Genomic DNA, 25,842 nt, shown 5'->3' with positions numbered 1-25,842 from the left:
GTTTAATACCTAAGATTATTCATACTTTTGCTAAGTCTCTGATTAACTCAGCCCTGCTGGGTCATTTTGCATGGCTTAGTCTAAACTCCAGTTAGTAGGAGAAGTTGCTCGATATTACACAAAAGCATTCGTCTCTTACTCTTCTAAAGATCGGATAGAAGTTCTTAAAAGGGTGCAGGGACTTGCTGTAAGTGGCATTACAGTTTTTCAAGATATCCTTAATTTAGAACCTGGCGATCGCTGGGAGCAAGAACTTTATCGCAACATTGATGAATGCGATCTGTTTCTACTATTTTGGTCTACTGCTGCGAAAGAATCGCCGTGGGTGCATAAAGAAGTATTATATGCCCTTGAACGACAAGGATCTGATGGATTGCGTTCCCCCGAAATTATTCCTGTAATCATTGAAGGGCCACCACTTGTTCCTCCACCCCCTGAATTGCAGGATCTTCATTTTAATGACAAACTTCTTTACTTAATGGTGACACCTAAATAGCAGGTGGCGAACCAATTTGAGTATCACGCCAGCCACCTAATTTTTAGTTTTTTATCTTGCCCATTGCTGCAAGATATAAGTATAAAAAGCGTCTTTATCTACTTTATCCATCGCATAAATTTTCCGACCGCCAGAAACTACTTTAGTTCTTCCCTGACTGACTCCAGTGGTGATAATTTCTGTTTCCCATTCGCGTAATTGATAATATTCTGGGTGTGCTAGATAAGCTGTCGCCAGCACATCCCAAAAATAATAATCTTGGGGAATAACTAGCGCATAACATTGTCCGGCTAAATCAGAGATGGGATAGTGGCGTTGTCGCCCCATTTTTTGCACTAATTCTGATGTAACTGGGACATTGTTAGTTAAATCCAAAGGACACATAATAATTTCAATTTGTGTTTGCCATACCCGCGCTGCTGAAACCGCGTCCCAATAAACATTCCACTCGGCAGAACCATCTTGTCCAGGTTCTAAACTTTTTTCTACATTGCCACCGACATTCAAAGCACCTCCCATCCACACAATTTTGTGAATTTTGGCTTCAATATCCGGTGCTTTGTCTAAAGCTACTGCAACGGTGGTCAACGGCCCAGTTACCATCAACGTTACGGGGTCTGATGCCTCACGCAACACCTTAATCATGAAATCTTGACCTGTTTCGGCAACTAGAGGCGTAGTAATGGTTTCGCTTTGATTGAGAATGGGGAGATGGTCAACGATAAAGGAATCACGGCGATAGAGAGTAGGAAATGGATTGATACCGCGCACAGTACTTTCTGCTACCGAGATATGAGAAAATCCCATCAAATCGAGAATTTTACGTGTGGCGTTAACAGCCGGTTGGACGTAGCAATCAGCTGGAGTGACAACAATGCCAAGGAGTTCGATATGATCCATCGTCAGCAGCAACATAGTTGCCAAATAGTCATCTACACCGCCATCGTGATCCATTAATACAAGTTGTTTTGACATAAAAGGAGATATTAATATGGATGAGTTTATGGAAGCTGCAATTCAAGAAGCAAAACAAGGCAGACAAGAAGGTGGAATTCCTATTGGTTCGGTTCTCGTCAAAGATGGCAAAATTCTCGGCAGAGGACACAATAAACGTGTGCAAGATGGCGATCCTGTCACGCACGCTGAAATCGATTGTCTCCGCAATGCTGGGAGAGTTGGCAGCTATAGAGGCACTACACTTTATTCAACTTTAATGCCGTGTTACCTGTGCGCTGGGGCTGTGGTGCAATTTGGTATTAAAAAAGTCATCGTTGGAGAATCTAGAACTTTTCCTGGTGCTAAAGAATTTATGGTATCTCACGGTGTGGAAGTAATTGATCTTAATCTTGACGATTGCGAACAAATGATGAGTGAGTTTATTGAAACGAATCCCGAACTTTGGAATGAAGATATTGGGAATTAGGAATTGGGAATTGGGAATTGGGAGTAGCCTTGTCAAGGTGACTTTCTTTTGATAGGAGAAGAAGGTAATTCACTGCCAAGCATTCAACCCAGACAAAAAAGTTACCTTCACACGGATACTCATCACTCCTAATGCAGCAAAAGTGTGCTGTTATTGTCAATCAGTGTAAGAGTTCCACCAGTGGCCATACCTGGGTTGGACTGTGCTGATGCACTATAAGTCTCAATATAGCGACGCACTTCTAATGGAAACTGGGGATAGTCTAATACTGCATCTCCATCGGCAATAGTTGCCCAGAAGTCTCGCAAACTAGGAGCTAATCTTTTCGCCTGTGATAGTGGTAAGTTTAATGGAGAGTGAGTTAGTAGCTTGATTAAGAAGGGGAAAGAGCGATCGCCCATCCATTGCCGCGATGAGTGTTGCAAGTCGGGGAAATCAGGCACTGACTCTACCCGATGGGATACAATTTGCAACGATTCTTTACCTTGGTTATCCCGATGAAACTCTAGCACCCGATAAGGGTGAGGATAGCTCACTAAAGAACCAGTGGTAATATCATATACTCCATCTGAGTAAGCAATATCCTGAACGTGCAAGTGCCCCGTAAATACTAGCTTGACTCCGTAGCGCCTCAGCAACTGCAACAGTTCTGCTGAATTGGACAACATATAGCGATTTGCCAGTGGATGGTTCGCTTGATTGGGCAAATGTTCCACTACATTATGATGCACCATCACCAAAACTAATTCATCAACAGATGCGGTCAGCACCTCTTCTAACCACCGTAGCTGTTTGGCATCCAAAGACCCTACCTGCTCACCTTGGTCATTAAAGGAGTTAGAATTGAGTCCAATCAGTTTAACTCCAGGGAGTAACTGACGAATGTAGTACATTTGCTGCGGATCTTCATAGCCAAACTTCGTGTAATAGTAGGGAAAATCCGCAAAAGCAATTGATTGCTGATCGGCCAACATCACGGGAACGTCATGATTACCAGGAACAACATAGACGGGAAAAGGTAGCTTGGCTAAACATTGTTTTAACCAGGCGTGGTTCTCTGGTTCGCCGTGCTGGGTTAAATCTCCTGGCAACAATAAGAAATCTAAATCGAGTTGTATTAAATGTTCCAGTACACTTTGAAACGCCGATATACTGACTTCTACCAGATGAAAACGGCTAGGATGATCCCAGATTGTGTGAGGAAGTGCCAGGTGTAAGTCGCTGACTACCGCAAAGCGAAAATTGAGAGTCATTGATTTATGAAAATGTTAAAAGCAGGGGTTAAAATAAGCCTTTTCCCAAAAGTATAACGCTTGCTTTGTTTCGCTGCTCAGGAGTGCATCTACTTAATATTTGTATACATTAAACATAGATTACACGCTATAGTGACAATTAATTTCGAGGCTGAATATAACCATTAATCTGCAAAAACTATCGGAGATTTGATTTTAAAGATTTAATAATCAACGGTTAAATAACTGAGCGATCGCTTCTTTCTACACGCAAACAATTCAATATTGTTATAGCGATTCTGTATGAAGATGCGCTAAACCATATTTAGGTATAAGAAAGAAAAACGAACCGCAAAGGACGCATAGACGCGGAGCGGCTTCCCGCAGGGTAGGACACGAAGAAAGAAAGAAGAAGTTAAAAGGGTTTGGCGCAACCTCATAAATAAATGGTATTAGCAGCACGAAATCCGTAAGCGTAGCCCTTCTCTACGAGAGGCTGCGCTCAGGAACCACTTGTCGTAGACATCGCTTTCTTTGTTGGCTTCTCTGCTACTCCCCTTTTCGGTAAAATAACTTAGCAGATCGCTAAGGAACAGGTTCAGGATCATGGCTCAAGCTAGTATTGGGATTATTGGTGGCAGTGGTCTGTATAAAATGGACGCGCTCAAAGATGTCGAAGAGGTGCATATCCAAACCCCCTTTGGTTCACCATCTGATGCTTTGATTCTGGGAACATTGGATGGTACAAGGGTAGCTTTTTTAGCGCGTCATGGTCGTAATCATACACTGTTACCCTCTGAGTTACCGTTTCGCGCTAATATCTACGCGATGAAGCAATTGGGTGTGAAGTATTTAATTTCAGCTAGTGCTGTGGGTTCCTTGAAGGAAGAGGCGAAACCACTGGATATGGTGGTGCCAGATCAGTTTATTGATAGAACGAAAAATCGGATTTCAACCTTTTTCGGTGAGGGAATTGTTGCTCACATTGCCTTTGGCGATCCAATTTGTAAGAACTTGGCTGCTGTATTGGCAGATGCGATCGCATCTCTCAATTTACCAGAAGTTACTCTCCATCGCGGTGGCACTTATGTGTGCATGGAAGGGCCAGCTTTTTCCACTAAGGCAGAATCAAATCTTTACCGCAGTTGGGATGCAACAATCATTGGGATGACGAATTTACCAGAGGCGAAGTTGGCAAGGGAAGCGGAAATTGCATACTCAACTTTAGCGCTGGTGACAGATTATGATTGTTGGCATCCAGACCATGACAGTGTGACAGTGGAATTGGTGATTGGCAATTTGCTGCGGAATGCTGTGAATGCTCAAAAGGTGATTCAAGAAACGGTGCGGCGCTTGAGTGAAAATCCGCCAACCAGTGAGGCGCATTCGGCGTTGCAGTATGCGATTTTGACTCAGTTGGATAAAGCACCAGCCGCGACGAAGGAAAAGTTAGGGTTATTGTTACAGAAGTATTTGTAGTATTGGTGGTGATTGAGCAATGTCTACGCCTACGCAGTTTCTTGGTACAGTTTTGCGTAAAGCGTAGCGTTATTTAATGCAGGAGAATGTATTGGCATTGTTAGCCGACACAATGGGATTGTCAGGCGACACAATGGCATTGTTAGCCAACGCAATGGTATTGTTAAGCGACGCATTGGCATTGTCAGCCAACACAATGGCATTGCAGGGGATTGCAAAATTTAATTTGCTACGAATTAATGAAATGCTGTATTTAGATTAGAGCAAAAGCGATCGCTATGACGGGCTATTCGGTAACGCACCATTATTTGAAATAAAGGAACTGATTAAAAGGTTATTACGGAGTGATGCTATGCGCGAGTCTGTAATTTATCAGGATATCCAGCAGGAAAAAGCTTTATCGATTGTTTTACGGCTACTTCGCCGTAAAGTCGGAACTGTTCCACCTGCACAGCTATTGAAAATTCAAGCTTTAGACTCAATACAGTTGGATAATTTGGCTGAGGCTTTACTTGATTTTTCGGGTTTAAGCGATTTAGAAGCTTGGTTGGCGCAAAATCAAGGTTAGTGATGCTATGCACGAGTCTGTAATTTATCAGGATATCCAGCAGGAAAAAGCTTTACAGCGCTTCCGGCTATATGCAATATAGTTTTCTCCTTGCCCCTCTCCTATCAAGTCATACTCTATCGATCTTCGAGAAAAAATAGTTGCAGCACATATTCAGAAAAACATCTCAATCAGGAAAGTAGCTAACATATTTTCCGTGTCAAAGAGTTTAGTGCAAAAGCTTATAAAACAACAAAAAGTTGATGGAAATTTACAACCGAAGCTGCGAGAAAAACCACAATTTAGTCATCTAACAAATGCTGAAATTCCTGATTTTAATCCAATTGAATTATGGTGGTCACAACTCAAATCTTTCTTACGCAGTTTTGCTCCAACTACGACAGAAATGGTTGATAAACTAATCTCACTTGCACTCGAATTAATAAATCATCAACATTTAAGAAACTGGTTTGCTAGTTGCTGCTACTGTACCTCATAATAGCCGGAAGTGCTGTAAAGGGCTAGTGATTAAAAAGTTAGGACCGACTTGAGTAACCAGACCTTCAGACTTTGCAAAACCTTTTTCTAGCTATTTTGGGTTGATATGCGTAGTTTACCGCCGTAGGCATCGCTCTTTCAAATCAAAGCCTTGACATATCATTCAAACTCAGTTTCGCAGAAAGCTTTTAACAAATCAATACAATTAGCGATCGCTCCTAAATGAGCAATTTCATAGCCATGTGTGTTTTGGGTAGGAAATGCTAAACACGCAGCACGCCCAACATGACCAAATTTCATGGCAATGGAAGCATCACTACCAAACCCGCTCAAAATTGTAAATTGCACAGGCATATCCAACTGTTTGGCACATTGGCGTAGTTGTCCATTTAGCCCTTCATCATATATCCCATAAGCATCTTGAGATAAAAGTATAGGACTTTCCCCATCTTTAATTGGATATTCTTCGGATAATGGACAAACTTCTAAAGCAATTAACGCATCTAAGGATTGATTTTGGGTGAAAAATAGCGCTCCAATTGCTCCTACTTCTTCTTTGGCTGAAGCTACCAAATAAACATCAACAACTGGCTGTTTCAGATTTTCAGCCAAAGCTAGCAAAATCGCAACAGAGGCTTTGTTATCCAAAGTGTAACTGGCAATATGATCCTTTAACCTAATTGGATGCTTGCGATGCTTGCCGATTACCATTTTAGTTCCAGGTCGAATGCCAGCTGCTTCTAATTCAGCAGATGTGAGCTTCGTTTCAATCCAGGCATTTTCCCACTTTACAGTAGTATCTTCCTGCTGCACTTTCTGGGGCGATTCATGGGAAACGTGGCGGGAACCAAAGCTGAGAATACCGCTAATGGTTTCGTTATCTCCCAGTAAATCTACAACGCCTTCGCCATAAACCCACGGGAAAGAACCGCCGAGTTTGCTGACTTTGACACGACCTTCATCACCGAGACTCTTGACAATTGCGCCGATTTCGTCTTTGTGTGCGGTGATGGCGATCGCTCGGTCTGGATTTTTCCCTGGAATCTTGGCAATAATATTATCGGCGCGATCGCACCAGACTTCCACACCCAGCGCCGCAAATTTTTGCATCAACAACTGGTTAATCTCAGCTTCTGCACCACTAGGAGAGTGGTGCATAACTAATTCTTCAATAATTTCAAATAAGCGATCGTAATCCCACATCAATACAGTTAGTTTAGTTTTCAGCTGTTGTATGAGACAATTGTGCATCAACAACCCGACCTGTTGACACAAGTACCGATCTTTTTTGTTGACGCTTCAATACTCCTACCGCACCAAAAGCACCAAGGGCTAAAATCCCCAAATTTATTGCAGGTTCAGGAACAGACTTAGCCTCAATCGCCGCCAGTGCAGCATCTGCAACTAACTTATGAACGCCTGTTGTTGGATGCACGGAGTCAAAGAACAAATAATCGTTTGGTTGGGAGCATACACTGACGGTTGTCTGTAAATTCCCCACTACACAAGGGGTAGTCACATTTTGAAATCCAAAATTCCCTGGATTTGCTTGTATTTGATTAAATAGGGAAAACACATCGACAGAGATCAGATTCAGACCAGAGTTATTGCTGAATTTGCCTAGTTCCTGTGTTAATTGCTGGTTATGCTGATTTGTCAAAGCAGTCAAGTTGCTAGATGAACCTGTAGCGAATGCCAATGGAATCTTGCCCAAATCAGGCAAGTTAAAGACTAAAATATTTTTTGCGCCAGCTGAGGCAAGTGACTCTACTGCATCTGATAAATTCTGAACTGTTTGAGTCGTATTAGTCGCTTGACCAAACACATAATCATTTGCGCCTCCCCACACAGCATAGAGGGCATTTGGATCAAGCTTCTGATTGGCTTGTAAGATGGGTTGCGTCAACAAACTGACTTGCTCCAGTACTCCTGGTAACGGTGCATTAGGAACAACAGCATTACCTTGACCCGAACTAGCACCACCGACAGCAAAGTTAATCCCTTGGTTAGGAATACTAGGATTTAAAGTAATGTATGGAGAGGGTGTTAATCCTAGCTGATCTCCAAGGTAGTCTACCCAAACCTGCTGATTAGAAAAACGCCCTTGAAAGTATGGTGGGTCTTGGGGAATAGCTGTTGTCGGAGCAACTAAACCACCAGTAGCAGCGAAGACATTGCCAGTATCAGAAAGGCTGTCGCCAAATACGTAAAATTTGCTAAAACTCGCTGCACTCGCCTTGAGCGGTAACATGAAAGATAAGAGAACAAATCCTGCGGCTACAGCTTGTTTTTTCATATTTGTTTTACCTGTGGTATTTTTTAGTTTGTTTTAAAGTAATGAAAAGGCGATCGCTGGCAATTTGTTTTTTGAGTTAATTCAAACTAAGTACGTATATTGAGTTAATTTACGTTGTTTTACCTAACTATGCCTCAAAAATTCATCAAATACAGGTAAAAACGCTGAAAACACTTAGGTTTACATTTTCTTGATAAAAAATTAGTCTATTACAAAGAAATCGCAAATTTTCCATGCTAAAGCTTGGGCCATTGCCACTTTTCTGCTACGGATAAACTAACCGCAACAGAATGGCGTAACCTTCATAGACATCGCTTTAACTTCGCTTTAACTTCAAAGCTTCAGTTGCTGACACACCTTCACTCTGACTGCCGAAATACCACAAAGTCATAGCAGCTTCAGCACGAGTTACTGGTTTTTTGGGCTGAAACAGAGTCGTATAGCCAAACACCCGCCGAATATTCGATTGCTCGCCATTTTGGTAATCAGCCAGCACTGCTCTTAAAGCCTTGGGGTCAATTCGCGCTGCATCTTGGAAACCCCAGGTTTGTTTTACCGCATCCAAGTTAGCAGAGGGTAAAGCTTGACGAGTATCTAGGGGTAATTTCCACAACAGTAATTGTTCGCGCGTTAGAGGTGCATCAGGACGAAACAAAACGGCTGTGGAATCTCCAGACAAAGGACTGGGAATTAACCCAGCTTCGGCTAATCCCTGAATTGCTGGAAAATCAGGATCTTTTGCGGTAACATCACTAAAAATTGGTTGAGTGCTTTCTGATGCCAAGCGAATTTGTTTAGCTGGATTGCTGGCATACATCGCATTGTTAGCAGCAATTAGCCAACGAGCATATTCCCGATGTGTAACAATTTTACCGGGTTCAAACTGGTTATTTGTGGTAGTAGAATTACTCTTAGTTGCCTTTGGTTCTAGGGATAAAACACCTAATGCGGCTAAATCTTGGATGTGTTGCCGCCATTCTTGCGGTACTTTATTCAAATCGCTGAATTCTTGAGATTCGGCTGTGGCTGTAGGAGTTGTTTGGTTATTAGCCGTACTTTGTGGCTGTGCTGCCAAGTTTGCAGGTGGTACTGGGCCAATGAACTGTGGATTTCCTGGTTTAGGAACGACGTTAGTAGTTTCGTTAGAATTTGTATTTGGGGTAGTTTGTGCCGTAGCAATACTATTCGGTACGTAATCAATTAGTAATTCTGTGGCGGTTTGGGGTTGATTGGGTGTAGCGTTAGTAACTGATTTAGGCTGAATGGAAATCTTCAACAGTAAATCGTTACGACGTACCTCAAAAGTACCTCCCGCATCATCTGTTGGTTGTTGCAAAATCTGCCAGTTATTTGTTTTAAACTGGTTGCCATAAAAGCTAGCGATAAAGTTGCTAGGGTCAGAACTCAACCAACGAGTTGAGGTTTTATTCTCTGAACCGCTAGCAGGTATTACTTCCTCTAGTTTGGCATTGGCATATAGGGGGATATCTTTGGGAAAATCAGATGGTAACTGAACTGTTGAATCGTTTTGCTGTGCTTGTGGTTGCTTACTCTGAGATTCTCCAAAAACAACTTGATTGCTTTGCAGCTTCGGATCTGCCGCCAAAGATTCTTCAAGGTTTTTGGCAACTGGACTGTTAGCACAGGCTGTTAAGGAAGTCAATAGAACAGCCCAAATTAGAAATACAGCTGGACGTTTACAGGGAAGCACAGGAAATCACAAATGAGTTTCAATTCCTACCCTAGCGCAGACTGTTCATTAATTGGGCATTGGGCAGAAGAGGCAGAGGTGAAGAGAGCAGGGAGCAGAGGGGAAAGAGCTAATTTTTCTGCCCCTATCCCTTACTCCTTGCCCCCTACCGCCTACCCCCGGCTTCTGCCTCTCAGTATCAGCAAAAGACACTACCAACTCAGCACGTTATCTTAGTAAATGTCTTTATTAATATCTCTAAAAATGAGTAAACGGTAGCAAAAGCTACCGTATTGTCTTCGTTTTACAGCCATTAGGTTTTTATAATTCCCATGCTTATTTATAGAGTTCCCAAAAATTCTGGCAAACTAACATTTTTGAAAAAAAACAGAAATAAATCTGAAATACTTGCTATACAAGAGTTTTATAATTTTGAGGCTCTAAGCCCACAGGGATTATGACAGGTTAAAGGAGTTTGTAGTCAGCAGTTTAGTGCTGCTCAAAATTAATATGGCAAGACTACTAGATTGAGAATCCATTTTTGAGATATTTCTCTAAATATTCAATTGGCAGAGCAGATAACTGATTAGGAATTTGCTAAAGAACATTTTAGCTACCAAAAGCTTTAATCTGCTTCCAGATGCACGAACTTAATGCGATCACTAAACACCTAAAGTGATAAACTAGGAATAAAGCCCCCTTAGCCTCACCCAAAGAGGGAAATCAATTAAAGTTCGCTAACACTGGCTTAAAATCGATTCTGGAAATTATTCATCTGACGATGGTAAGCTGAATAAGGCAATAGCCAGAAAATGCCAGTGTTCAGCAATTCCAGGGACTTAGCGTAAGTTCGTTATTCTTGGCAACTGGGGTCATAAGCAAAGCAGTCAAGTGTCGCACCAGTTTCCCTAATTTCTCTAAGTAGATTTTTTGGAGAAAGTGGTACTTGTGCTGTAGTCAAGAGTTTCTTGGCAGCCTCGAAAGCAGTAAGTACTGACTCTAAAAGTGCGATTGCCCCGATGTTATCCAAAAGGTTGTCTTAGGGCAACCCATCCCTATTCTCTTGAGAATAGGCAGGTCTTCTTTTAGGAAGGCTGGGCACAGAGTACGCTTCGTAAGTTATAGGCAGTACATAGTTGTTAGCTATAGCTGTTTTGCTAATCCTAATAATGATTGGGTTGAGGCAAACAAGACACTTCATTGGATGCACTGGCGTTTAAAAAACCCTCTCTCCACAAACTTGGTCTAAACAGTTAACAGCTTCCTGATAGATTAGATACAATTAGCATCTGCGTTTAGTTGAGCGTAGGCTTTGCCCGCCGTAGGCATCGCTTGTTGAAAGCGAGTAGTCAATTTGACATACTGCTTTACTAGCCGATTTGACATAGTATTAAACCTTTCACCTGCTAACTCTAGCGACAATTTTTCATTCAGGGCAAACTAAGGCTTATATTCAAGGGGCTTGGGTGTTTCTTGGAGATGAAGTTAGTCAAAAATGGGCAAAAGGCTGAAAAAGATATATTTAGTGTCAAAAATGCAGAACTAAGAGCAGTATGAAAATCTAAAATAGATATTAAATTGAAGACCAAAACAACGACCATCGACAACCGTTAGTCCATTTTACTTTCTGTAAAGCGTCACCGGGTTGTTACCAGTGCTGAAACACGATTACATGCAAGTTTCCCAGGATCAGCCTATTTATTCTGAAGCTCCACTCCAACTGTTACTTTTTGTCGATGGACGACCTAAGTCCCGCCAACAAGTGCAGCGAATACGTGCTTACTTAAAAGAATTGCAGGCTGAGTATACTTTTGAAGTTCAAACTATCGATGTTGGACAACAACCTTACTTAGCAGAACACTTTAAGTTGGTAGCAACACCAGCTTTAATCAAAATCCATCCTGAACCACGACAGGTTTTGGCTGGGAGTAATATCATAGCGCAATTAAAAAACTGGTGGCCTCGCTGGCAAGTCGCTGTAGACGCTTACTTAAAATTACAGGAAGACTTGCAAGAACGCCTGGACGACAATGGCCGCGCCACATTACCCAAATCTACTATCCATTCAGTGGCTGTTTCTGCTGAACTAATCCGACTCTCAGACGAAATTTTTCGCTTGAAACAGGAAAAAGATAACCTCCAAGAGCAGCTACAGTTTAAAGATCGGGTGATTGCGATGCTAGCGCACGATCTCCGTAATCCTCTAACTGCTGCCGCGATCGCAATGGAAACTCTCCAATCTAACTACAATCTAGAGACAGGGGAATTCCAGCGCCTCAAGCCATCAATGACAGCACATTTATTAAAACAAGCCCGCAATCAAACTAAGGTCATTGACCGAATGATTACTGACCTTTTGCAGGTAGGTCGGGGAAAAGATACAGAGTTTCCTCTATTACCACAAAAGGTACAATTAGGTAAAGTCTTTTTAGATGTACTCGAAGAATTGTGCGATCGCTACACCGCCAAATCCCAAGAAGTAGAAACAGATATTCCTAGTGACTTACCTTATGTATATGCTGATCCAGAACGCATCCGCCAAGTGCTAGTGAATCTGTTAGATAATGCCATTAAATATACCCCAGAAGGTGGCAAGATTAGCGTTTCGGGATTGCACCGCACTACCCAAAAAGTTCAGTTTAGTATTGGCGATACTGGGCCTGGTATTCCTGTAGAGAATCGCGATCGCATCTTTGAAAACCACTTCCGCCTACAACGGGATGAAGGTAAAGAAGGTTACGGCATTGGTCTTTGTTTATGCCAACGTATTATCCTGGCACACTATGGCCAAATTTGGGTAGACTCTGCCCCCAATAACGGAGCATGGTTCCACTTCACGCTGCCAGTTTATCCTTCTTAAAAATGACAAATGACAATTAAAAACTTGAGATAAAGCGATCGCGCCCTCCTGCCTTTGCTTCGTAGAGTGCTTTATCTGCTCGCACAATCAAATCTGAAGGTGACGATTCCCAAGTAGGGACAACAGTCGCTACGCCCATACTTAGCGTGACATACTGACTCACCTCAGACCCGGCGTGAGCAATTTGCAAATCTTTGATTCCCGCTTGTATGGTTGCGGCCACGTGAACCGCACCAGATGCATGGGTGTATGGCATAATCACAGCAAATTCTTCGCCTCCATAACGCGCTACTAAATCTTGATGTTTTTGCGCCTTCAGATTTAAGACAGCACCCACCTTTTGTAAACAGACATCTCCAGCAGGATGACCATATTTATCGTTATAAAATTTAAAATAGTCGATATCACACAAAATCATTGACAAAGGAGATTCCTCTTGGGCGAGATTAATCCACTGAGTATTAAGATAATCGTCAAAGCGACGACGATTAGCCAAATCAGTTAAGCCATCTACATTGGCAAGGTGCTGCAAAGCTTGGTTTGCTGCCTCTAATTGTTTGTATACTTGTCCTTGCTGTAGCAGTCGGCGCAATCGTTGACGCAATACAGGCCAGTGAATTGGCTTAGTAACATAATCAGTCGCTCCAGCATCAAAAGCACGGTTTACGGATTCCTCATCGTCCAAGCATGTGATCATCAATATGGGAGTGCGCTCCCATATTTTGGAGATGACAGTATTGTTAAGAGCCGAATCAGTATCAAAGGTTGCAAGGGCTGAAATTAAATTATTCCTGGCAATTTGGAGCAATTGCTTACAGCAGGTAAAGCCATCCATAACAGGCATTACAGCATCTAGCAACACTATATCCGGTTTGATAGTCTCGTAAGCATCTAAACATTGCTTACCATCATTGACCTCAACCACTCGATAACCTTCTTGTTCCATAGCTTTACGCAACAACACTCGGATAGTCTTGTCATCATCAGCTACTAGAATCAGTGGTGGTTGTTTAGAAACAGAAAATGAGCTTATGCCTGACATGAGTTGCCTTCCACTTGCAGGATTATTCTGAAAAAGGCTGTGCAACTCAATCGCATGGGAGCGATCGCTCTTTTCATCAATGCCAGAATTTGCGGCAAAGGTGTGTCTGGCTTCACAATCAACTGTTTTTTGACAATAGACTGCTCAATGTTCTTGAGCCAAGCAAGCGGTAGATAACTAAGTTGCATAGACAATCTATAATTGGAACGCGAAGGCAATTTTTACCTTTTTGTTCGGCTATGGTTATGGGAGGAAGTGTTGCTTTTATATTTCCCCATTGTTAAAGTTAAATTGCAATTTTTTTGAAAATTGCAAATACGCACCTTAATTAGTGAGTTTATAAACTTAGCAAAACAGGGAAAAGCAGTTGCCAAAGTACGTTCAGAAAATATAGCAGCCCTAAATCATTCGTGAGAGATTAAATTCCTGAAAGGCTTTAAAATACGCATTTTTAATCTACGTATTTTCTTGCGTTTAACTTTGGATTGTTATAGCTAATATTAAATACTAATATCACTTGACTTAAATGTCTTTAGTCTATTGGGCAGTGGGGATAAAAGTTCAGTATAATTACATAAGGTGAAGATTTAATTAAGTTCAATTTTTTTGTCGAATTACTTTGAGTTAATAAATTAAGTAAAAATTCTTATTTCATCAGATTAACTATATTTAGTTAAGTTAAAAATTAATTTTTTATTCTAAAAAACAGTAATTTAGTAGTTAATTTTATAGACAAACATACTAAATTAAGCTGGATATCTTAAAGAGCTAAATATTATGAGTACTGCACAAAAAGAAGGTAAAATAGATAGAACAACCCTTCTTTGACTACAAAAATAACCCGACGTTATTACAAAAAAACAAATCCATTTGTATTTACTAAATCTTTAAAATGCCAGATTCATTAATGTATCAGCAAGATCATTTTGTTCTTTTAGAGACAAATAAACCAGAGCAATTTTTGACACAATCAGAGTTATTAGAAAAGCTCAGAACGACTCTCCAGCAACTTATAATTCAAGATTTACCGCCTGACTTGCAAAAGTTTAATACTGTGGAAGCTCAAGCACAATATTTACTCGACACCGGCTGTGAATTAGATATTGGCCCTGGGCAATATTTACAATGGTATGCAGTTCGTTTAGAAAAGTAACTTTTTGGTTAGTGGTAAAAAAACGAGTCAATGCTGTATGTAGCATACAATTTACTTACATGATCATCCGTGGCAATTTTTAGGCGTGTAGAGACGCAAAGTTTTGCGTCCCCACTTAGGTTAATGCTATCCCATGTGAAAGTGAAAATTTCCGTTAACTTAAGTACAAAGAGGGTTTCTTTGTCGAGAACTTAAGTAAAATGTGGGTAACGACAAGCCATAAAGTTTTGGTAACAATAACTTTTGTACCTAACTATTGACTACTGACGAGTGACTCTTTTGGAGTATTAATCAGCGCTAACTCAATTGTATTTTCAGATGGCTGTGTTATTTGAACCTCCAATCCCGGCCCAAAATAATTAGTCATTTTTTCCTGCTTTTTTTGCCATACATCAATCGGTATTAGCGGTGAATCAAATTCTAAAATTAGGGCATAGTTACCATTAACTTCTACTTCTCGTAACCCTGTTACCGTTGGCCGTTCCTGGTCTGTGGGACTCAAACCCAGAAAAGAAAGTGTTGTATCTAAATGAGCATCTTGACCGTAACAATATCGGGTGATATCTTTGCGAATTTTATTTTGAGTATCAGTTGCTTGCTGTTCCCGCAGTTTCAATGCTGACGGTGATGTATCTTGGGTAAAGGGTACTGGCTTAAGTTCATTAGCTTTTAGTGCCAGTCCTCCCAACAATAGAGGAATACCGTAAAAAAATCCGACAAGATTGAGTGTGGCATTATTACCAGCATAGGCAACGAAGCCCATAATGGTTAATATGCCACCGATAGTTAAACCGAGTGTTCCCAAAGAGATTTGGCGTAGCATGAGCTGAAATTATTATAAATTCTTAATACCTCAGTTTTATTATCATCGGCTATGAGTAACAAATTAGGGAAGAACATCATCCCTAGAGATTAGTAATTCAACCAACTCAAAATTGCCAGGTTAAGACTCACACAAAGAGAAGTCAAGAGCTTCTGACTTACTTAGTTTAAAACTTCTCATATCAGAGACGCTACACGTAGCCTGCTTTTGAGTAGGGGTACGGGAGACATGAGGAGTTTCTAGAGAAGACAGTTAGTGTAGTGGACTACTAAGAGTATAGTGCCCCAAAATGTTGGATTTTGAGTTAACTTAAAATTTAAAGGTAGTTAAAAATGGAAAAAAATAATGGATCTACAGACTATAAAAGAACGAATTATTGCAGTTCAAAGTAAACGCGAGTACCTATTAGGCCTGCTAGAGCAACCAAACTTGGGAACATTGAGAGTTGACGTAAATCAGGCTTTGGAAGAACTAGATGAATTAATTGATGAATTTAAACGCACCATTCCGGTAGAGTAAAAAATAGCACAAATGCGTCGGTTTAACTGTCAACTTCAGCTAATACCGACGCTCCGTACTACTATAATATTCTCAAATCCCCAAAATTTAACTAAGTCTGACCTGGCGAAGCAGTATAGTTGTATCATTTACCTGCAACTGAATCATCTTTTGCACGCTGACCTAACCGCCTAACTAAAGCAATCAGTTCGCTTGTCGGGACATCTTTCTTGCAAACGTCATCAAAACTAGACATTGCCTTAGTTCCTTGAAAATTTACGTCTTCTACTGAGGAGTAAGCAAGGATTTGAGTGTTCGGAGATATAGCTTTAATTTGGCTAGACGCGCTCCAGCCATCCATGACTGGCATTTGTAAATCTAGAACAATTACATCAGGATGACAACGTTTAACCATTTCTATAGCTTCTTCACCATTACTAGCTAAACCTACTACTTGAATATTCTCCTGACAAGAAAAAACCAATTGTAAGGTTAGACGAGTCAGTTCATGGTCATCAACTACTAGAACACGCAAGGTAGAAAGCTCACAGGATAACATTAACATTGAGGGGAAAGACAAATTTATTCAGAATAACCTCTCTAGTCTATGGGAACACGTGCCAGCACTCACTCTATCCAATGGGTGATTGAAGAAGAATTCAGAATTTAGAAATCAGTAATTTTGATACTCTTTAGGAGACGCTTTTACTAGGAAGATTGCCGCAGGAGTAAGCGGCCTCGCTATCCCTATGCTATCTGCTTTTTGATCAGAATTCATTCTGAATTTGGAATCCTGATTCATAAATTTTGTGTGAACCTATGACAAATAACTTAGATAACTTCCAAACTTGAGTTTGGACTAATCGACACAAATGATTTCCATTGCTCGGTTTGGCGATTGAAGGAAATGAAACCCACTCCAACGCATCACTTTAACTCGACCAATTTTGGGGTCTTCGAAAATCTTCATCACCTACCAGAACACAAGGCGCGATCGCCCTTGGTGTTGACGGAGCCAGACGCTCGCGGACTCGCTAACGCTCCGCTATCGCTTTTCATGACCTTCTGGTTAGTCTGCAAATAATCATGGAGTAAATAACAACCCCGTGCCAGTAATTTATCTAGTTGAATATCTGCTAAATTCTGGAAAATCACTGTGCCGTTACCACTACCCGCAGCTAAAGTCTTACCGTCAGGACTGAAACTGACGCTGGTTAACTCAGCTTCATAGCCTTTCAAAGTAATAAGTAATGTCCCTTCTCGGTTCCAAATCCTCACTTTGTCATCACTGCTAGCTGCTAAAGTTTTACCATCGGGGCTAAAACTTACACTAATGAAACTATCGCCATCGCCTGCGAGAGTATTTAGCAAATCACCGTCCCGGCTCCAAAGTTTGACTGTGCTATCAATACTAACTGAAGCAATTTCTTGACTATCAGGCGACCAAGCAACCCCGTTTACCCGGCGGCTATGACCAATTAAGGTATATAGCAACTTACCCTGTAAACTCCAGATTTTTAATGTTTTGTCATCACTGGCTGAAGCTAGCAATTTACCATCTGGGCTAAAACTTACCCAATTCACTGCATCTTTATGTCCTTGAAAGGTGTTGAGCAGCTTACCATCTCGACTCCAAAGCTTTACTGTTTTATCTTTACTCGCCGAGGCAATTACTTGACTATTAGGCGACCAAGCTACACTCAAGACGGTACTATTATGACCTTGTAAGGTGTTGAGCAGTTTACCGTCAGCACTCCAAAGCTTCACTGTTTGATCTTTACTCGCCGAGGCAATTACTTTACCATCTGGACTGAAATTAACTCCCCAAACTTGACCTTCATGCCCCGTAAAAGTACGGAGTAGTTTACCTTCGCGGCTGAATAATTTTACAGTTTTGTCTCGACTCCCTGCTGCTAAGGTGCGATCGCCTGGGCTAAAACTGATGCTAGTTATCCAGTCATCATTATCGGCTTTGGGTTTTCGCAATAACACATCGTCCCAATGCCAGAGTTTAATAGTTTTGTCCCGACTTGCAGAAGCTAGGGTGCGACCGTCTGGGCTGAAACTGACGCTGTTAACCCAATTATTATGTCCCTTCAGGGTTCCTAGCAGCACACCTTCAAAACTCCAAAGTTTGATTGTCTCGTCGGTACTTGCAGAAGCGATGGTATTACCATCACGGCTAAAACTGACGCTGGTAACTCCAGCACTATGCCCTGATAGGGTTCGCAGTAATTTCCCCTCTAAATTCCACAGTTTGATTGTCTGGTCTAAACTAGCAGAAGCGATAATTTGACCGTCAGGCGACCAAGCTACATTTTTGACTGCATCCTCATGTCCCTGCAAGGTTTTGAGCAGCTTACCATCCCGACTCCACAATTTCACTGTCTTGTCAGCACTCCCAGAAGCAATGGTTTGTCCATCAGTTGACCAAGCAACGCTCAAAACTGCACCATCATGTCCTGGCAAGGTTTTGAGCAGTTTTCCATCCCGACTCCACAGTTTTACTGTCTTGTCTGTACTTGCAGAAGCAATAATCTGTCCATCTGGGCTAAAACTGGCACTATTCACTACACCTTGATGACCTAATAGAGTAACAAGTAATACACCCTCTCGACTCCAAAGTTTCACCGTCTTATCTTGACTAGCGGAAGCAATAATTTGACCATCGGGGCTAAAACTGACACTATTAACTACATCTTCATGCCCAGATAAGGTTTTGAACAAGCTACCATCGGGAAGCCAAAGTTTAATTGTAGTATCCGCACTAGCTGAGGCAATTAAGGAGCGGTCAGGACTGAATGTAGCATTATTTACTCCAGATAGATGCCCCTCCAAGCGGTTATATTCTTTCAACCCAGAAACGGCTTGATAAAGCGCCGTCTGTACTTGCTCTCTGGTATAGGAATCTACCCAAACTATTTGTTGTAATTTTCTTCCCGCCCTTAAAGCTTCTTTTAAAGAATCAATACCTTTTTGCGATGCAAAGAGGGCTTCACTGGATGCACTGAGGGTTTTAATTTCACTATCTACTGCTGTGACGATGGAAACACTTAATCCCAATATGGCGAGAACGGAAGCAGTTAGGGCAATTTTCAATGAACGATTTAATTGAGCTTCACTAAGTCTTTGTTTCTTTTGACTTTCTGCAAGTTTTGCTGTTAATTCTTTTTCTTTTAGTTCCGCTCGTAATTGCTCAATTTGTAACTGACTCAATTCTTCTCGCTTGTGTAATTCTCGCAATTCTGTTAATAAATCTAATCCCTGCTGGGGATGAGATTCTACTAATATGGAACGCTGCTTTTTTTGGCTAAGTTCGCTTTTAAGTCGCTCAATCTCAGCTTTACTTTGTTCTACTTTGTAGCGCAACTGATTTAGTTGTACCTGTAAACTTGATTCTTGTTGTTGCAGGTAGCGAATTAAGTCTACTAAATAATCGTGAATCAGTTGATAGCGTTCTGGTACATCAGGGAATAGTACTACTAAACCAGAGCGTACTAAAATGTCTAATACTAACTCTAATTTGCTAGCATCTTCTAATTCTGCTAATTGCGCCGCTAACTCAGCACGAGTTTTAAATGGTCGGTTGTTACTTTCATCTGTTAATAAGTATAAGACGAGTAACGCAGCTCGTTCATTTTCTGGGCCGCAGTCTTTAATCAGTTCCTTAAGATATCGCTCGATGAGTTTGTTGGGTCTATATGGCTGATATTCTTCTAGAGTCGTGATTCGCTCATCTTGAATTTGCGCTCCGACAACTTGCAATTCAATGGGGCGGACTTCTCCAAATTCTGTGGATAAATCTTCGATTAAGGCATCGATTAAAGCTGGTTCTAAATTAAACTGCGATCGCTCGGTCAATTTTTGGATAATTGCTTTAGCATATTCTGGCGAAAAATTATTCAACTGGTAGCGAATATGCTTGTCGAGAATATTATTATTAATCGCTTCTAGTGCCGAAAGATGTTTAAAATCTAACAAACGATGTAAGTAATCTTCTCGTAATGAAAGGATAACTTTGACAAAGGGGATATTCAGGCAATCACTAATAAATTTATCAAATTCTTGCTTCTGCTTGCGATCGCTATAACCAAAGAAAAATTCTTCAAACTGGTCAAAAATTAAAACTGTAATCAGGTGGTTATCAGCATTTTGTTTGAGTTGTTGTAAAATTCTGATGATGGTGATGGGTGTAGGAGAGTAGGGCAAAACCTCCGCAGTTTCGATGTTTGCTTCTAGCTTAATATCAGTGTAGACGGCAAGGGATGCGTCATGAGTCATTGCCTCACTTAAAGATTTCTCTAATTCCCGCGCCCAATCGGTGTAAACTTGCAATACTACAGGCACAGCTATTTGATCGCCAATAGCTCGATTTTGCAGTGCTGGAACTAAACCAGCAGTGACAATAGAACTCTTACCTACCCCTGATTGACCGTGAATCACCGTCAGCTTTTGATCGGCGCGGCTAATTCTGCCAATTAAGTTATTAATATCACGCTCCCGACCAGAAGCCGCAATTTCTAAAGCAACGCTGCTACTCCCAGAATGTGACATCAATGCTGGGTTTGTCGCCTGTCTTTGGGGTTGCAAACGCCCTGCACCAATAAAAGCCCGAAAACCGTACTGCTGCTCAACAGAACGCCGTTTCTGTCGAATGTAATAGGCTTCTAAATAGCGCCCTTCTTCAAAGTATAGCGATCGCAGTGTCCGCAATAAGCGAATATAACGATGGGCATCGTATTGATGGGCACTGCTTTCTAAAGCTGCTGACAATTCTTTTGTTGCTTTTTCTAAGTATTCATGAGCGATTACCAATTCACCCAAATTTCGCTGGGCTTTCGCCAACACTAAATAGTAAATTTGCGCTAACAGTAAGGGAAATAAGCAGTTATAAGGATCGTTGTGCTTTTGCGCTTCACCTAATTTCAACAGCGATACATGGGCTAGTATACTCGCCTGTACCCACCGAGACTGTTGCACAGCCACTTGTGCGAGAAAACCGTAGTCACAAGCTAATTGAATTTGACTACCATAAGTTTGATGCAACTCCAGAGACTTTTGGGCAACTGTCTGCAATTCTTCCCACTCTTGCAGATATTGCAAAACTTCAGCGAGTTGACTAATAAACCCAGCAACTACATCTAAGCGCCCAGCCACCTGTAAAACATTCAAACATTGCTGAAAATAAGATTTAGCTGTGTACCAATGACGACGGTTTTCTGTTTGATTTTGCTCTGCGAAACGGCAATAACATAGCCCAATATAAAACAGCAAGATTCCCTGTCGCAAAGGTAGCGGCGATGGGGGCGATGGAGGCGCAGACGAATAAAATACCCTCTCATCTCCCCCTGCTCCCCTGCCCCCCCGCTCCCCTGCTCCCCCTATTTCCTCTAATTTTTGCCAAACTTGCAAGCTTTGCTGAAAATGGCTTAAAGCTGTACTGATGCGATCGCTAATATAATTATCTAGACCAAAAACAAACTCTAAACTAGCGTGTAATTCTGGCTCTAAGGTAATCCCACGATTGTGCAACTCTTCAATCGCAAAGTGGAGTTCATAGCTATTTTTCCAGACTTGCTCCACAGTGAAATAATGCTTGGCAACTTGAGGAGGTTGGTGTTGTCCAGCATCGCTTGGTAACACCGTGGCAAATAAAGCATCCGTTTCCTGTTGCAAAAATTGCCGCAATGATTGAGTTGTCATCTCAAACCGAATCGGTGTAGCCGCCCAACTCGCAAAATCTGGTGCTAAACGGACTACCTTTTGCAACACTTCTTCATTCACCCACACAATCATTGGAAATGGGTGGCGTTTGCGAAATTCATCACGAATATGATTGATAGACCTCAGTAAATCGTCGATTCCATCTACTGACTCTAAACCCAAAATCATCAACGCCGATGGCGGATTCTCTTCAGTTACCAGTTGTAAATGAATACTTGTGTAAAGACTTCTAGCATTATGCGGCAGAATTACCTTTTGAATATGGTGTACTCCTGAAGAGAGTTCTTCGAGTCGTTGCAGCATAAGTTCTTGCAAAACTCGATAATTGCAGCACACCAAAACCAGAGAGAATTGACCACTAGAAAGGGCAATTGCTCTCCCCAAACTCCGTAAAGCCCGCTCATTAGCTGCTCTTATATCTGCTTGTGGGTGTCGTTCAACCATGATTTAAATTTTTCCGTCTCTGCTAAAACTGGGTTGACGGCAAACCAAGCTCCTTGATGGTCACGGTATTCAAATACAAATAAACTTCGCAATAAAGTGTGGTATTCTATATCACCTCTAACTCTTTGCTGTTGCACCACCTGAAAGATTAGTTCCCACTCATGAGGATCGATCGCATTAGCTCGGTAATCTCGCTGTCTTTGAATCACCAAATCAACACACTCCCGCTCAAAAGGTGGATCTTGTTCTCGCAGACAGTCAAACAGTAACCCTAGCAAGTCGCGGACATGACCACCACTAATCAAGCACAACCGATCTAAGGTTTCCAAACTATCAAACACCTCTGTAATTAAGCCTAACCGATCGCTAGGTAAAATGTCTGGAAAAGCTCTAGCTAGAACCATTTGCCGCAACATTGCTAGCCCTTGAGGAAAAATCTCTCCAGAGCGCAAACGTACAGGTATCATCGGTAAGACTTTTGGGGCGACTCCTCCCCCCAAACGATGTTGAAGTTCGGCGCTATCGTTGGAGAAAGTCAGAGCTAAAGGAATAGTGTAGACTACATGACAATTTAGTTTGCGTAACTGTTCACCACGCTGAATAAATAAGTATTCTGGCAGCGATCGCCCCGATGGTAAAGGTCGAATTGCAACTCTATCCAAGTTATCAACAATAACCACCAGTCCTTTTTTACCTCTAGTTTTTAGTTCCTTGGTGGCACGTTCTAGCAATTCCTGATTAATTGACTGTAAAATGTTTGCTGTTCGCGGTTCTAAATAATCTCTTAACCGCCGCCGCAATTGGGGACTTTCTTTAGTTTTGGCTGTAATTTTGGCAATCCCTACAGACAATTCTGCTTCTACCCCCAAGTCAATTGGCGTTTGCAGAAAATCCACAATTTCACCAAACAACTTGGTAAAGTAAACAGGTTTGAGCCTAATTTTCATGGCTTCTAGGCTTTCACTTACTTGTCCTGCGATCGCCAACAAAATATCAGTCACATCCACATCTGCCATTTCTAAGACATGGGTAGACTCAAAGTAAACTACATGAAATTGCTGCGCTTCTAACTCAGCTTTGAGGCGCAACAATTCCGTTGATTTTCCACAGCCAAGATGTCCTGTAAATAGCTGACAAGTTGGTTCATCGGGCGATATTTTAGCGATCGTGCGCTGCAAAGCTTCGATAATTTTGCCACCCCGCACCGCAGCAAAATCAATATAGTACCTGCGATCGCTGGCGTTTCCTATGATTAGAGGTCTGCTCGGATTGCAAGCCTGATAAAATCTTTCTAAATCTAGGAGCATAACTAATCAAGTTCACTCAAGAATGGGGATGACAAAATTTAGTGGATAAATATATTGATTTTAGGAAATTTATGCCTTATTTTCATCCAACTACTAACTAAACTAGCAGCATTCAGAATAATTGTTCATATATGTTAGATGTAGCACATAGTAACGCTGATATTTTAGTTAAAGTAAGCAGAAATACTACCATAAGTACAAATAACAAGAGTCCCTAATATTAAATAAGCTACTCTTATGAATATTAAAAATATCCAACATAAAAAAAGGTACTGTTAAGTACAGTTTTGTAGCTCTCTTGAACCCGTCATCAGCTTGAGTTATTAAAGAGCTTTTATCACTTTTGCGAGAGAATAATCTACAATCCTTGCAAAATAGGACTTTTAGCAAAAGCTTATTTTATTTGCGGAAAACACCAAAATTAGTAAACAAACTGGAGTTTGAATAAGTAAAAGCTTATTTTGCTTGCGGAAAACACTAAAATGAGTAAGCAAACTGGAGTTTGAGTAAGTAAAAGCTTATTTTGCTTGCGGAAAACACCAAAATGAGTAAGCAAACTGGAGTTTGAGTAAGTAAAAGCTTATTTTGCTTGCGGAAAACACCAAAATGAGTAAGCAAACTGCGGTTTGAGTAAGTAAAAGCTGCTTTTGAGAAAGTAAAAGCTCATTTTGAGTAAGTTGAATGGCATTTTTACTTAGTTCAATATGAATTTTAGTCTAGGCGATCGCTTATGGGTTTACAATAAATTGACAACACCATCATTTACAACTGGATAAGTGCCGCAGCTACGCCCGTCGTAGATATTGCTTTCTGGATTAGTCAATAGACGTTATCTTTAAGTAAGGAACTGATGTAAGGAACGTGCGTATGGCTAGCGCTACCATCACCAGCAAAGGACAGGTAACTATTCCCAAAGAAATTCGGGATTATCTTAATCTTGATCCAGGTAATAAGGTTGATTTTGTTATTGATGAAAATGGAACAGTCAAACTAATTCCCCTAAATATCCCTATCCAAAGTTTATCCGGGATTTTACACCGTCCGGGGATGAAAAGCGCAACTTTAGAAGAAATGGAAGTAGCAATCCAAGAAGGTTCAAGTGATTGGACTTGATACAAATATTTTAGTGCGTTACTTGACAAAAGATGATGAAAAGCAGTGGAAGCAAGCTGCTGAAATTATTGAAAGTGGAGAGCAATGTTTTGTTGCTAATATAGTTCTCTGTGAATTAGTATGGGTTTTGCGCGGGAACCCTTATCAATTTAGTAGAGAAGAAATTAGTAATACCATAGACTTGATGCTGCAATGTTCGGTGTTTGAGTTAGAAAATCGCTCTGTAGTTTATCAAGCATTACAGCGATTTAAGCAGGGAAGTGCAGATTTTTCTGACTATTTAATTGGTGCAATTGCTCAAGATTATGGTTGTAATTCAACAGCAACTTTTGACAGAAAGTTGAGAAGCGAAAAGGGATTTGATTTATTTGAGTAATGTTCATTTCTAAACCAGGCGATCGCTTGTCGATTTACACTTTAAACTAGAGCGTTTGCCTTTATAACAACATCATTCCACCTCAAAACGCGAAACTCCGAGTTTAAAGCTAAAACATTGTCACTTGAAACAGGAACGTTCTCATTTGGAACAGAAATATTCTCACTAGGAACAGGAACGTTCTCGTTTAGAACAAAAACATTCTCACTTGAAACAAGAACGTTCTCGTTTGGAACACGAAACTCCGAGTTCAGAACACGACACTCCGAGTTAAAGCGATACCTTCGGTAAGCTCCGCTAACGCGCTTTTCAGTTTTATCACGATACGCTTTGCACAAAACTAGCTTATTCTGGATTTTGGGGAAGGCGATCGCGAAGAGTTGCTAAATTCTCACAACACTTCATAGTCGAGGGATGATCTACCCCTAATCGTTGTTCAAAAATCTCCAAAGCTTGCAAATACAACGGTTCAGCTTCGGTGTAACGTCCTTGTAAGTAGTAGAGTTTTGCCATATTGTTGAGGCTAGAGGCGACATCTGGATGTTCTTCTCCCAGCAGTTTACGCCAGAGTGCCAAAGCTTGGATTAAAAGGGGTTCGGCTTCGCTGTATCTGCCTTGAGAAAAGTAGAGTACTGCTAGATTGTTGAGGCTTTGTGCGACATCTGGATGTTCTTCACCCAGCAGCTTGCGCCTGAGTGCCAAAGCTTGGATGTAAATGGGTTCGGCTTCGCTGTATCTGCCTTGGGAACGGTAGAGTGCCGCTAGGTTGTTGAGACTAATGGCGACATCTGGATGTTCTTCACCCAGCAGCTTGCGCCTGAGTGCCAAAGCTTGGATGTAA

At 41.3% G+C, this 25,842-nt stretch carries 22 protein-coding genes and 1 pseudogene; 10 read left to right on the top strand and 13 right to left on the bottom strand.

Annotated features, from left to right (window positions below):
- Positions 1 to 139 precede the first annotated feature (139 nt).
- Positions 140 to 496, top strand: a pseudogene (locus V7K69_RS27065) (toll/interleukin-1 receptor domain-containing protein); the annotation flags it as partial.
- Positions 497 to 547: 51 nt separating this feature from the next.
- On the opposite strand, the gene V7K69_RS27060 reads toward V7K69_RS27065, so the two are convergent.
- Positions 548 to 1,471 carry a nucleoside hydrolase gene (locus V7K69_RS27060; protein WP_335040174.1) on the bottom strand — a complete coding sequence of 308 codons (924 nt, stop codon included), beginning with the start codon at positions 1,469 to 1,471 and terminating at the stop codon, positions 548 to 550.
- A 16-nt stretch (positions 1,472 to 1,487) separates the two neighbouring features.
- Between V7K69_RS27060 and V7K69_RS27055 the strand changes: the two genes are divergently transcribed.
- A complete protein-coding gene (locus tag V7K69_RS27055) occupies positions 1,488 to 1,919 on the top strand; it encodes a nucleoside deaminase (protein WP_335040171.1) in 432 nt (143 codons plus the stop codon).
- Positions 1,920 to 2,047: 128 nt separating this feature from the next.
- Here V7K69_RS27055 and V7K69_RS27050 read toward each other — a convergent pair whose 3' ends face one another.
- A complete protein-coding gene (locus V7K69_RS27050) occupies positions 2,048 to 3,172 on the bottom strand; it encodes a metallophosphoesterase family protein (RefSeq protein ID WP_335040169.1) in 1,125 nt (374 codons plus the stop codon).
- Positions 3,173 to 3,757: 585 nt separating this feature from the next.
- On the opposite strand from V7K69_RS27050, the gene V7K69_RS27045 reads away from it, so the two are divergent.
- The 3 genes from V7K69_RS27045 (at position 3,758) to V7K69_RS27035 (ending at position 5,198) form a co-directional block, all read left to right on the top strand.
- Positions 3,758 to 4,630 carry an S-methyl-5'-thioadenosine phosphorylase gene (locus V7K69_RS27045; RefSeq protein ID WP_335040167.1) on the top strand — a complete coding sequence of 291 codons (873 nt, stop codon included), beginning with the start codon at positions 3,758 to 3,760 and terminating at the stop codon, positions 4,628 to 4,630.
- A 76-nt stretch (positions 4,631 to 4,706) separates the two neighbouring features.
- Positions 4,707 to 4,892 carry a hypothetical protein gene (locus V7K69_RS27040; RefSeq protein ID WP_335040164.1) on the top strand — a complete coding sequence of 62 codons (186 nt, stop codon included), beginning with the start codon at positions 4,707 to 4,709 and terminating at the stop codon, positions 4,890 to 4,892.
- Between the two features lie 90 nt (positions 4,893 to 4,982).
- Entirely contained in the window at positions 4,983 to 5,198 is a 216-nt protein-coding gene (locus tag V7K69_RS27035) for a DUF4351 domain-containing protein (RefSeq protein ID WP_335040162.1), read from the top strand.
- 636 nt (positions 5,199 to 5,834) lie between these two features.
- Here V7K69_RS27035 and V7K69_RS27030 read toward each other — a convergent pair.
- The 4 genes from V7K69_RS27030 to V7K69_RS27015 all read right to left on the bottom strand — a co-directional run bounded on the left by V7K69_RS27030 (position 5,835) and on the right by V7K69_RS27015 (position 10,691).
- Positions 5,835 to 6,878, bottom strand: a complete 1,044-nt coding sequence (locus V7K69_RS27030; RefSeq protein ID WP_335040176.1) for a M42 family metallopeptidase — start codon at positions 6,876 to 6,878, stop codon at positions 5,835 to 5,837.
- Positions 6,879 to 6,891: 13 nt separating this feature from the next.
- On the bottom strand, positions 6,892 to 7,971 hold the full coding sequence (locus tag V7K69_RS27025; RefSeq protein WP_335040160.1) for an SGNH/GDSL hydrolase family protein: 1,080 nt from the start codon (positions 7,969 to 7,971) through the stop codon (positions 6,892 to 6,894).
- A gap of 316 nt (positions 7,972 to 8,287) precedes the next feature.
- Positions 8,288 to 9,682, bottom strand: a complete 1,395-nt coding sequence (locus V7K69_RS27020; protein WP_335040158.1) for an S-layer homology domain-containing protein — start codon at positions 9,680 to 9,682, stop codon at positions 8,288 to 8,290.
- 832 nt (positions 9,683 to 10,514) lie between these two features.
- Positions 10,515 to 10,691: a hypothetical protein gene (locus tag V7K69_RS27015; RefSeq protein WP_335040155.1), complete on the bottom strand. Its 177-nt coding sequence runs from the start codon at positions 10,689 to 10,691 to the stop codon at positions 10,515 to 10,517.
- A 624-nt stretch (positions 10,692 to 11,315) separates the two neighbouring features.
- Here V7K69_RS27015 and V7K69_RS27010 point away from each other — a divergent pair.
- Positions 11,316 to 12,521, top strand: coding sequence for a histidine kinase (locus V7K69_RS27010; RefSeq protein WP_335040153.1), 1,206 nt, complete (start codon positions 11,316 to 11,318; stop codon positions 12,519 to 12,521).
- Positions 12,522 to 12,537: 16 nt separating this feature from the next.
- Here the strand turns inward: V7K69_RS27010 and V7K69_RS27005 are convergent, their stop codons facing one another.
- Together V7K69_RS27005 and V7K69_RS27000 are read right to left on the bottom strand one after the other, a co-directional pair.
- The gene (locus V7K69_RS27005; protein WP_335040151.1) at positions 12,538 to 13,563 is read right to left on the bottom strand and encodes a PleD family two-component system response regulator; all 1,026 of its coding nucleotides are present in this window, start codon (positions 13,561 to 13,563) and stop codon (positions 12,538 to 12,540) included.
- Entirely contained in the window at positions 13,551 to 13,751 is a 201-nt protein-coding gene (locus tag V7K69_RS27000; protein ID WP_041565700.1) for a hypothetical protein, read from the bottom strand. The genes V7K69_RS27005 and V7K69_RS27000 overlap by 13 nt, the downstream gene beginning before the upstream one ends.
- 704 nt (positions 13,752 to 14,455) lie before the next feature.
- Here V7K69_RS27000 and V7K69_RS26995 point away from each other — a divergent pair.
- Positions 14,456 to 14,716, top strand: a complete 261-nt coding sequence (locus V7K69_RS26995; protein ID WP_335040148.1) for a chlororespiratory reduction protein 7 — start codon at positions 14,456 to 14,458, stop codon at positions 14,714 to 14,716.
- A gap of 253 nt (positions 14,717 to 14,969) precedes the next feature.
- On the opposite strand, the gene V7K69_RS26990 is transcribed toward V7K69_RS26995, so the two are convergent.
- On the bottom strand, positions 14,970 to 15,539 hold the full coding sequence (locus V7K69_RS26990) for a DUF2854 domain-containing protein (RefSeq protein ID WP_335040146.1): 570 nt from the start codon (positions 15,537 to 15,539) through the stop codon (positions 14,970 to 14,972).
- A 345-nt stretch (positions 15,540 to 15,884) separates the two neighbouring features.
- On the opposite strand from V7K69_RS26990, the gene V7K69_RS26985 reads away from it, so the two are divergent.
- Complete coding sequence (locus V7K69_RS26985) at positions 15,885 to 16,058, top strand: hypothetical protein (protein WP_335040144.1); 174 nt, start codon at positions 15,885 to 15,887, stop codon at positions 16,056 to 16,058.
- 124 nt (positions 16,059 to 16,182) lie between these two features.
- Here the strand turns inward: V7K69_RS26985 and V7K69_RS26980 are convergent, their stop codons facing one another.
- The 3 genes from V7K69_RS26980 to V7K69_RS26970 form a co-directional block, all read right to left on the bottom strand.
- A complete protein-coding gene (locus V7K69_RS26980) occupies positions 16,183 to 16,602 on the bottom strand; it encodes a response regulator (RefSeq protein ID WP_335040142.1) in 420 nt (139 codons plus the stop codon).
- A 404-nt stretch (positions 16,603 to 17,006) separates the two neighbouring features.
- Positions 17,007 to 22,205 (bottom strand): nSTAND1 domain-containing NTPase, encoded by a 5,199-nt coding sequence (locus V7K69_RS26975; RefSeq protein WP_335040140.1) that lies wholly within the window; start codon positions 22,203 to 22,205, stop codon positions 17,007 to 17,009.
- Entirely contained in the window at positions 22,175 to 23,512 is a 1,338-nt protein-coding gene (locus tag V7K69_RS26970; RefSeq protein ID WP_335040138.1) for a P-loop NTPase fold protein, read from the bottom strand. The genes V7K69_RS26975 and V7K69_RS26970 overlap by 31 nt, the downstream gene beginning before the upstream one ends.
- Positions 23,513 to 24,379: 867 nt before the next feature.
- Here V7K69_RS26970 and V7K69_RS26965 point away from each other — a divergent pair.
- Together V7K69_RS26965 and V7K69_RS26960 are read left to right on the top strand one after the other, a co-directional pair.
- Positions 24,380 to 24,625, top strand: coding sequence for an AbrB/MazE/SpoVT family DNA-binding domain-containing protein (locus V7K69_RS26965; protein ID WP_335040136.1), 246 nt, complete (start codon positions 24,380 to 24,382; stop codon positions 24,623 to 24,625).
- Complete coding sequence (locus tag V7K69_RS26960) at positions 24,612 to 25,001, top strand: PIN domain-containing protein (RefSeq protein WP_335040133.1); 390 nt, start codon at positions 24,612 to 24,614, stop codon at positions 24,999 to 25,001. The genes V7K69_RS26965 and V7K69_RS26960 overlap by 14 nt, the downstream gene beginning before the upstream one ends.
- A 345-nt stretch (positions 25,002 to 25,346) precedes the next feature.
- Here V7K69_RS26960 and V7K69_RS26955 read toward each other — a convergent pair.
- The coding region (locus tag V7K69_RS26955; protein ID WP_335040131.1) for a tetratricopeptide repeat protein at positions 25,347 to 25,842 on the bottom strand (496 nt) is incomplete at its 5' end.

The sequence above is a fragment of the Nostoc sp. genome (assembly GCF_036917775.1).
GTDB lineage: Bacteria > Cyanobacteriota > Cyanobacteriia > Cyanobacteriales > Nostocaceae > Nostoc.
The sequence above is the reverse complement of the archived record's forward strand: the minus strand, read 5'-3'. Positions and strand labels throughout refer to the sequence as shown.

Bases quoted from the DNA above. Each gene is read 5' to 3' on its own strand.
- V7K69_RS27060 (WP_335040174.1), bottom strand. From the start codon at position 1,471: ATGTCAAAACAACTTGTATTAATGGATCACGATGGCGGTGTAGATGAC.
- V7K69_RS27055 (WP_335040171.1), top strand. From the start codon at position 1,488: ATGGATGAGTTTATGGAAGCTGCAATTCAAGAAGCAAAACAAGGCAGA.
- V7K69_RS27050 (WP_335040169.1), bottom strand. From the start codon at position 3,172: ATGACTCTCAATTTTCGCTTTGCGGTAGTCAGCGACTTACACCTGGCA.
- V7K69_RS27045 (WP_335040167.1), top strand. From the start codon at position 3,758: ATGGCTCAAGCTAGTATTGGGATTATTGGTGGCAGTGGTCTGTATAAA.
- V7K69_RS27040 (WP_335040164.1), top strand. From the start codon at position 4,707: ATGCAGGAGAATGTATTGGCATTGTTAGCCGACACAATGGGATTGTCA.
- V7K69_RS27035 (WP_335040162.1), top strand. From the start codon at position 4,983: ATGCGCGAGTCTGTAATTTATCAGGATATCCAGCAGGAAAAAGCTTTA.
- V7K69_RS27030 (WP_335040176.1), bottom strand. From the start codon at position 6,878: ATGTGGGATTACGATCGCTTATTTGAAATTATTGAAGAATTAGTTATG.
- V7K69_RS27025 (WP_335040160.1), bottom strand. From the start codon at position 7,971: ATGAAAAAACAAGCTGTAGCCGCAGGATTTGTTCTCTTATCTTTCATG.
- V7K69_RS27005 (WP_335040151.1), bottom strand. From the start codon at position 13,563: ATGTCAGGCATAAGCTCATTTTCTGTTTCTAAACAACCACCACTGATT.
- V7K69_RS27000 (WP_041565700.1), bottom strand. From the start codon at position 13,751: ATGCAACTTAGTTATCTACCGCTTGCTTGGCTCAAGAACATTGAGCAG.
- V7K69_RS26995 (WP_335040148.1), top strand. From the start codon at position 14,456: ATGCCAGATTCATTAATGTATCAGCAAGATCATTTTGTTCTTTTAGAG.
- V7K69_RS26990 (WP_335040146.1), bottom strand. From the start codon at position 15,539: ATGCTACGCCAAATCTCTTTGGGAACACTCGGTTTAACTATCGGTGGC.
- V7K69_RS26985 (WP_335040144.1), top strand. From the start codon at position 15,885: ATGGATCTACAGACTATAAAAGAACGAATTATTGCAGTTCAAAGTAAA.
- V7K69_RS26980 (WP_335040142.1), bottom strand. From the start codon at position 16,602: ATGTTAATGTTATCCTGTGAGCTTTCTACCTTGCGTGTTCTAGTAGTT.
- V7K69_RS26975 (WP_335040140.1), bottom strand. From the start codon at position 22,205: ATGGTTGAACGACACCCACAAGCAGATATAAGAGCAGCTAATGAGCGG.
- V7K69_RS26970 (WP_335040138.1), bottom strand. From the start codon at position 23,512: ATGCTCCTAGATTTAGAAAGATTTTATCAGGCTTGCAATCCGAGCAGA.
- V7K69_RS26965 (WP_335040136.1), top strand. From the start codon at position 24,380: ATGGCTAGCGCTACCATCACCAGCAAAGGACAGGTAACTATTCCCAAA.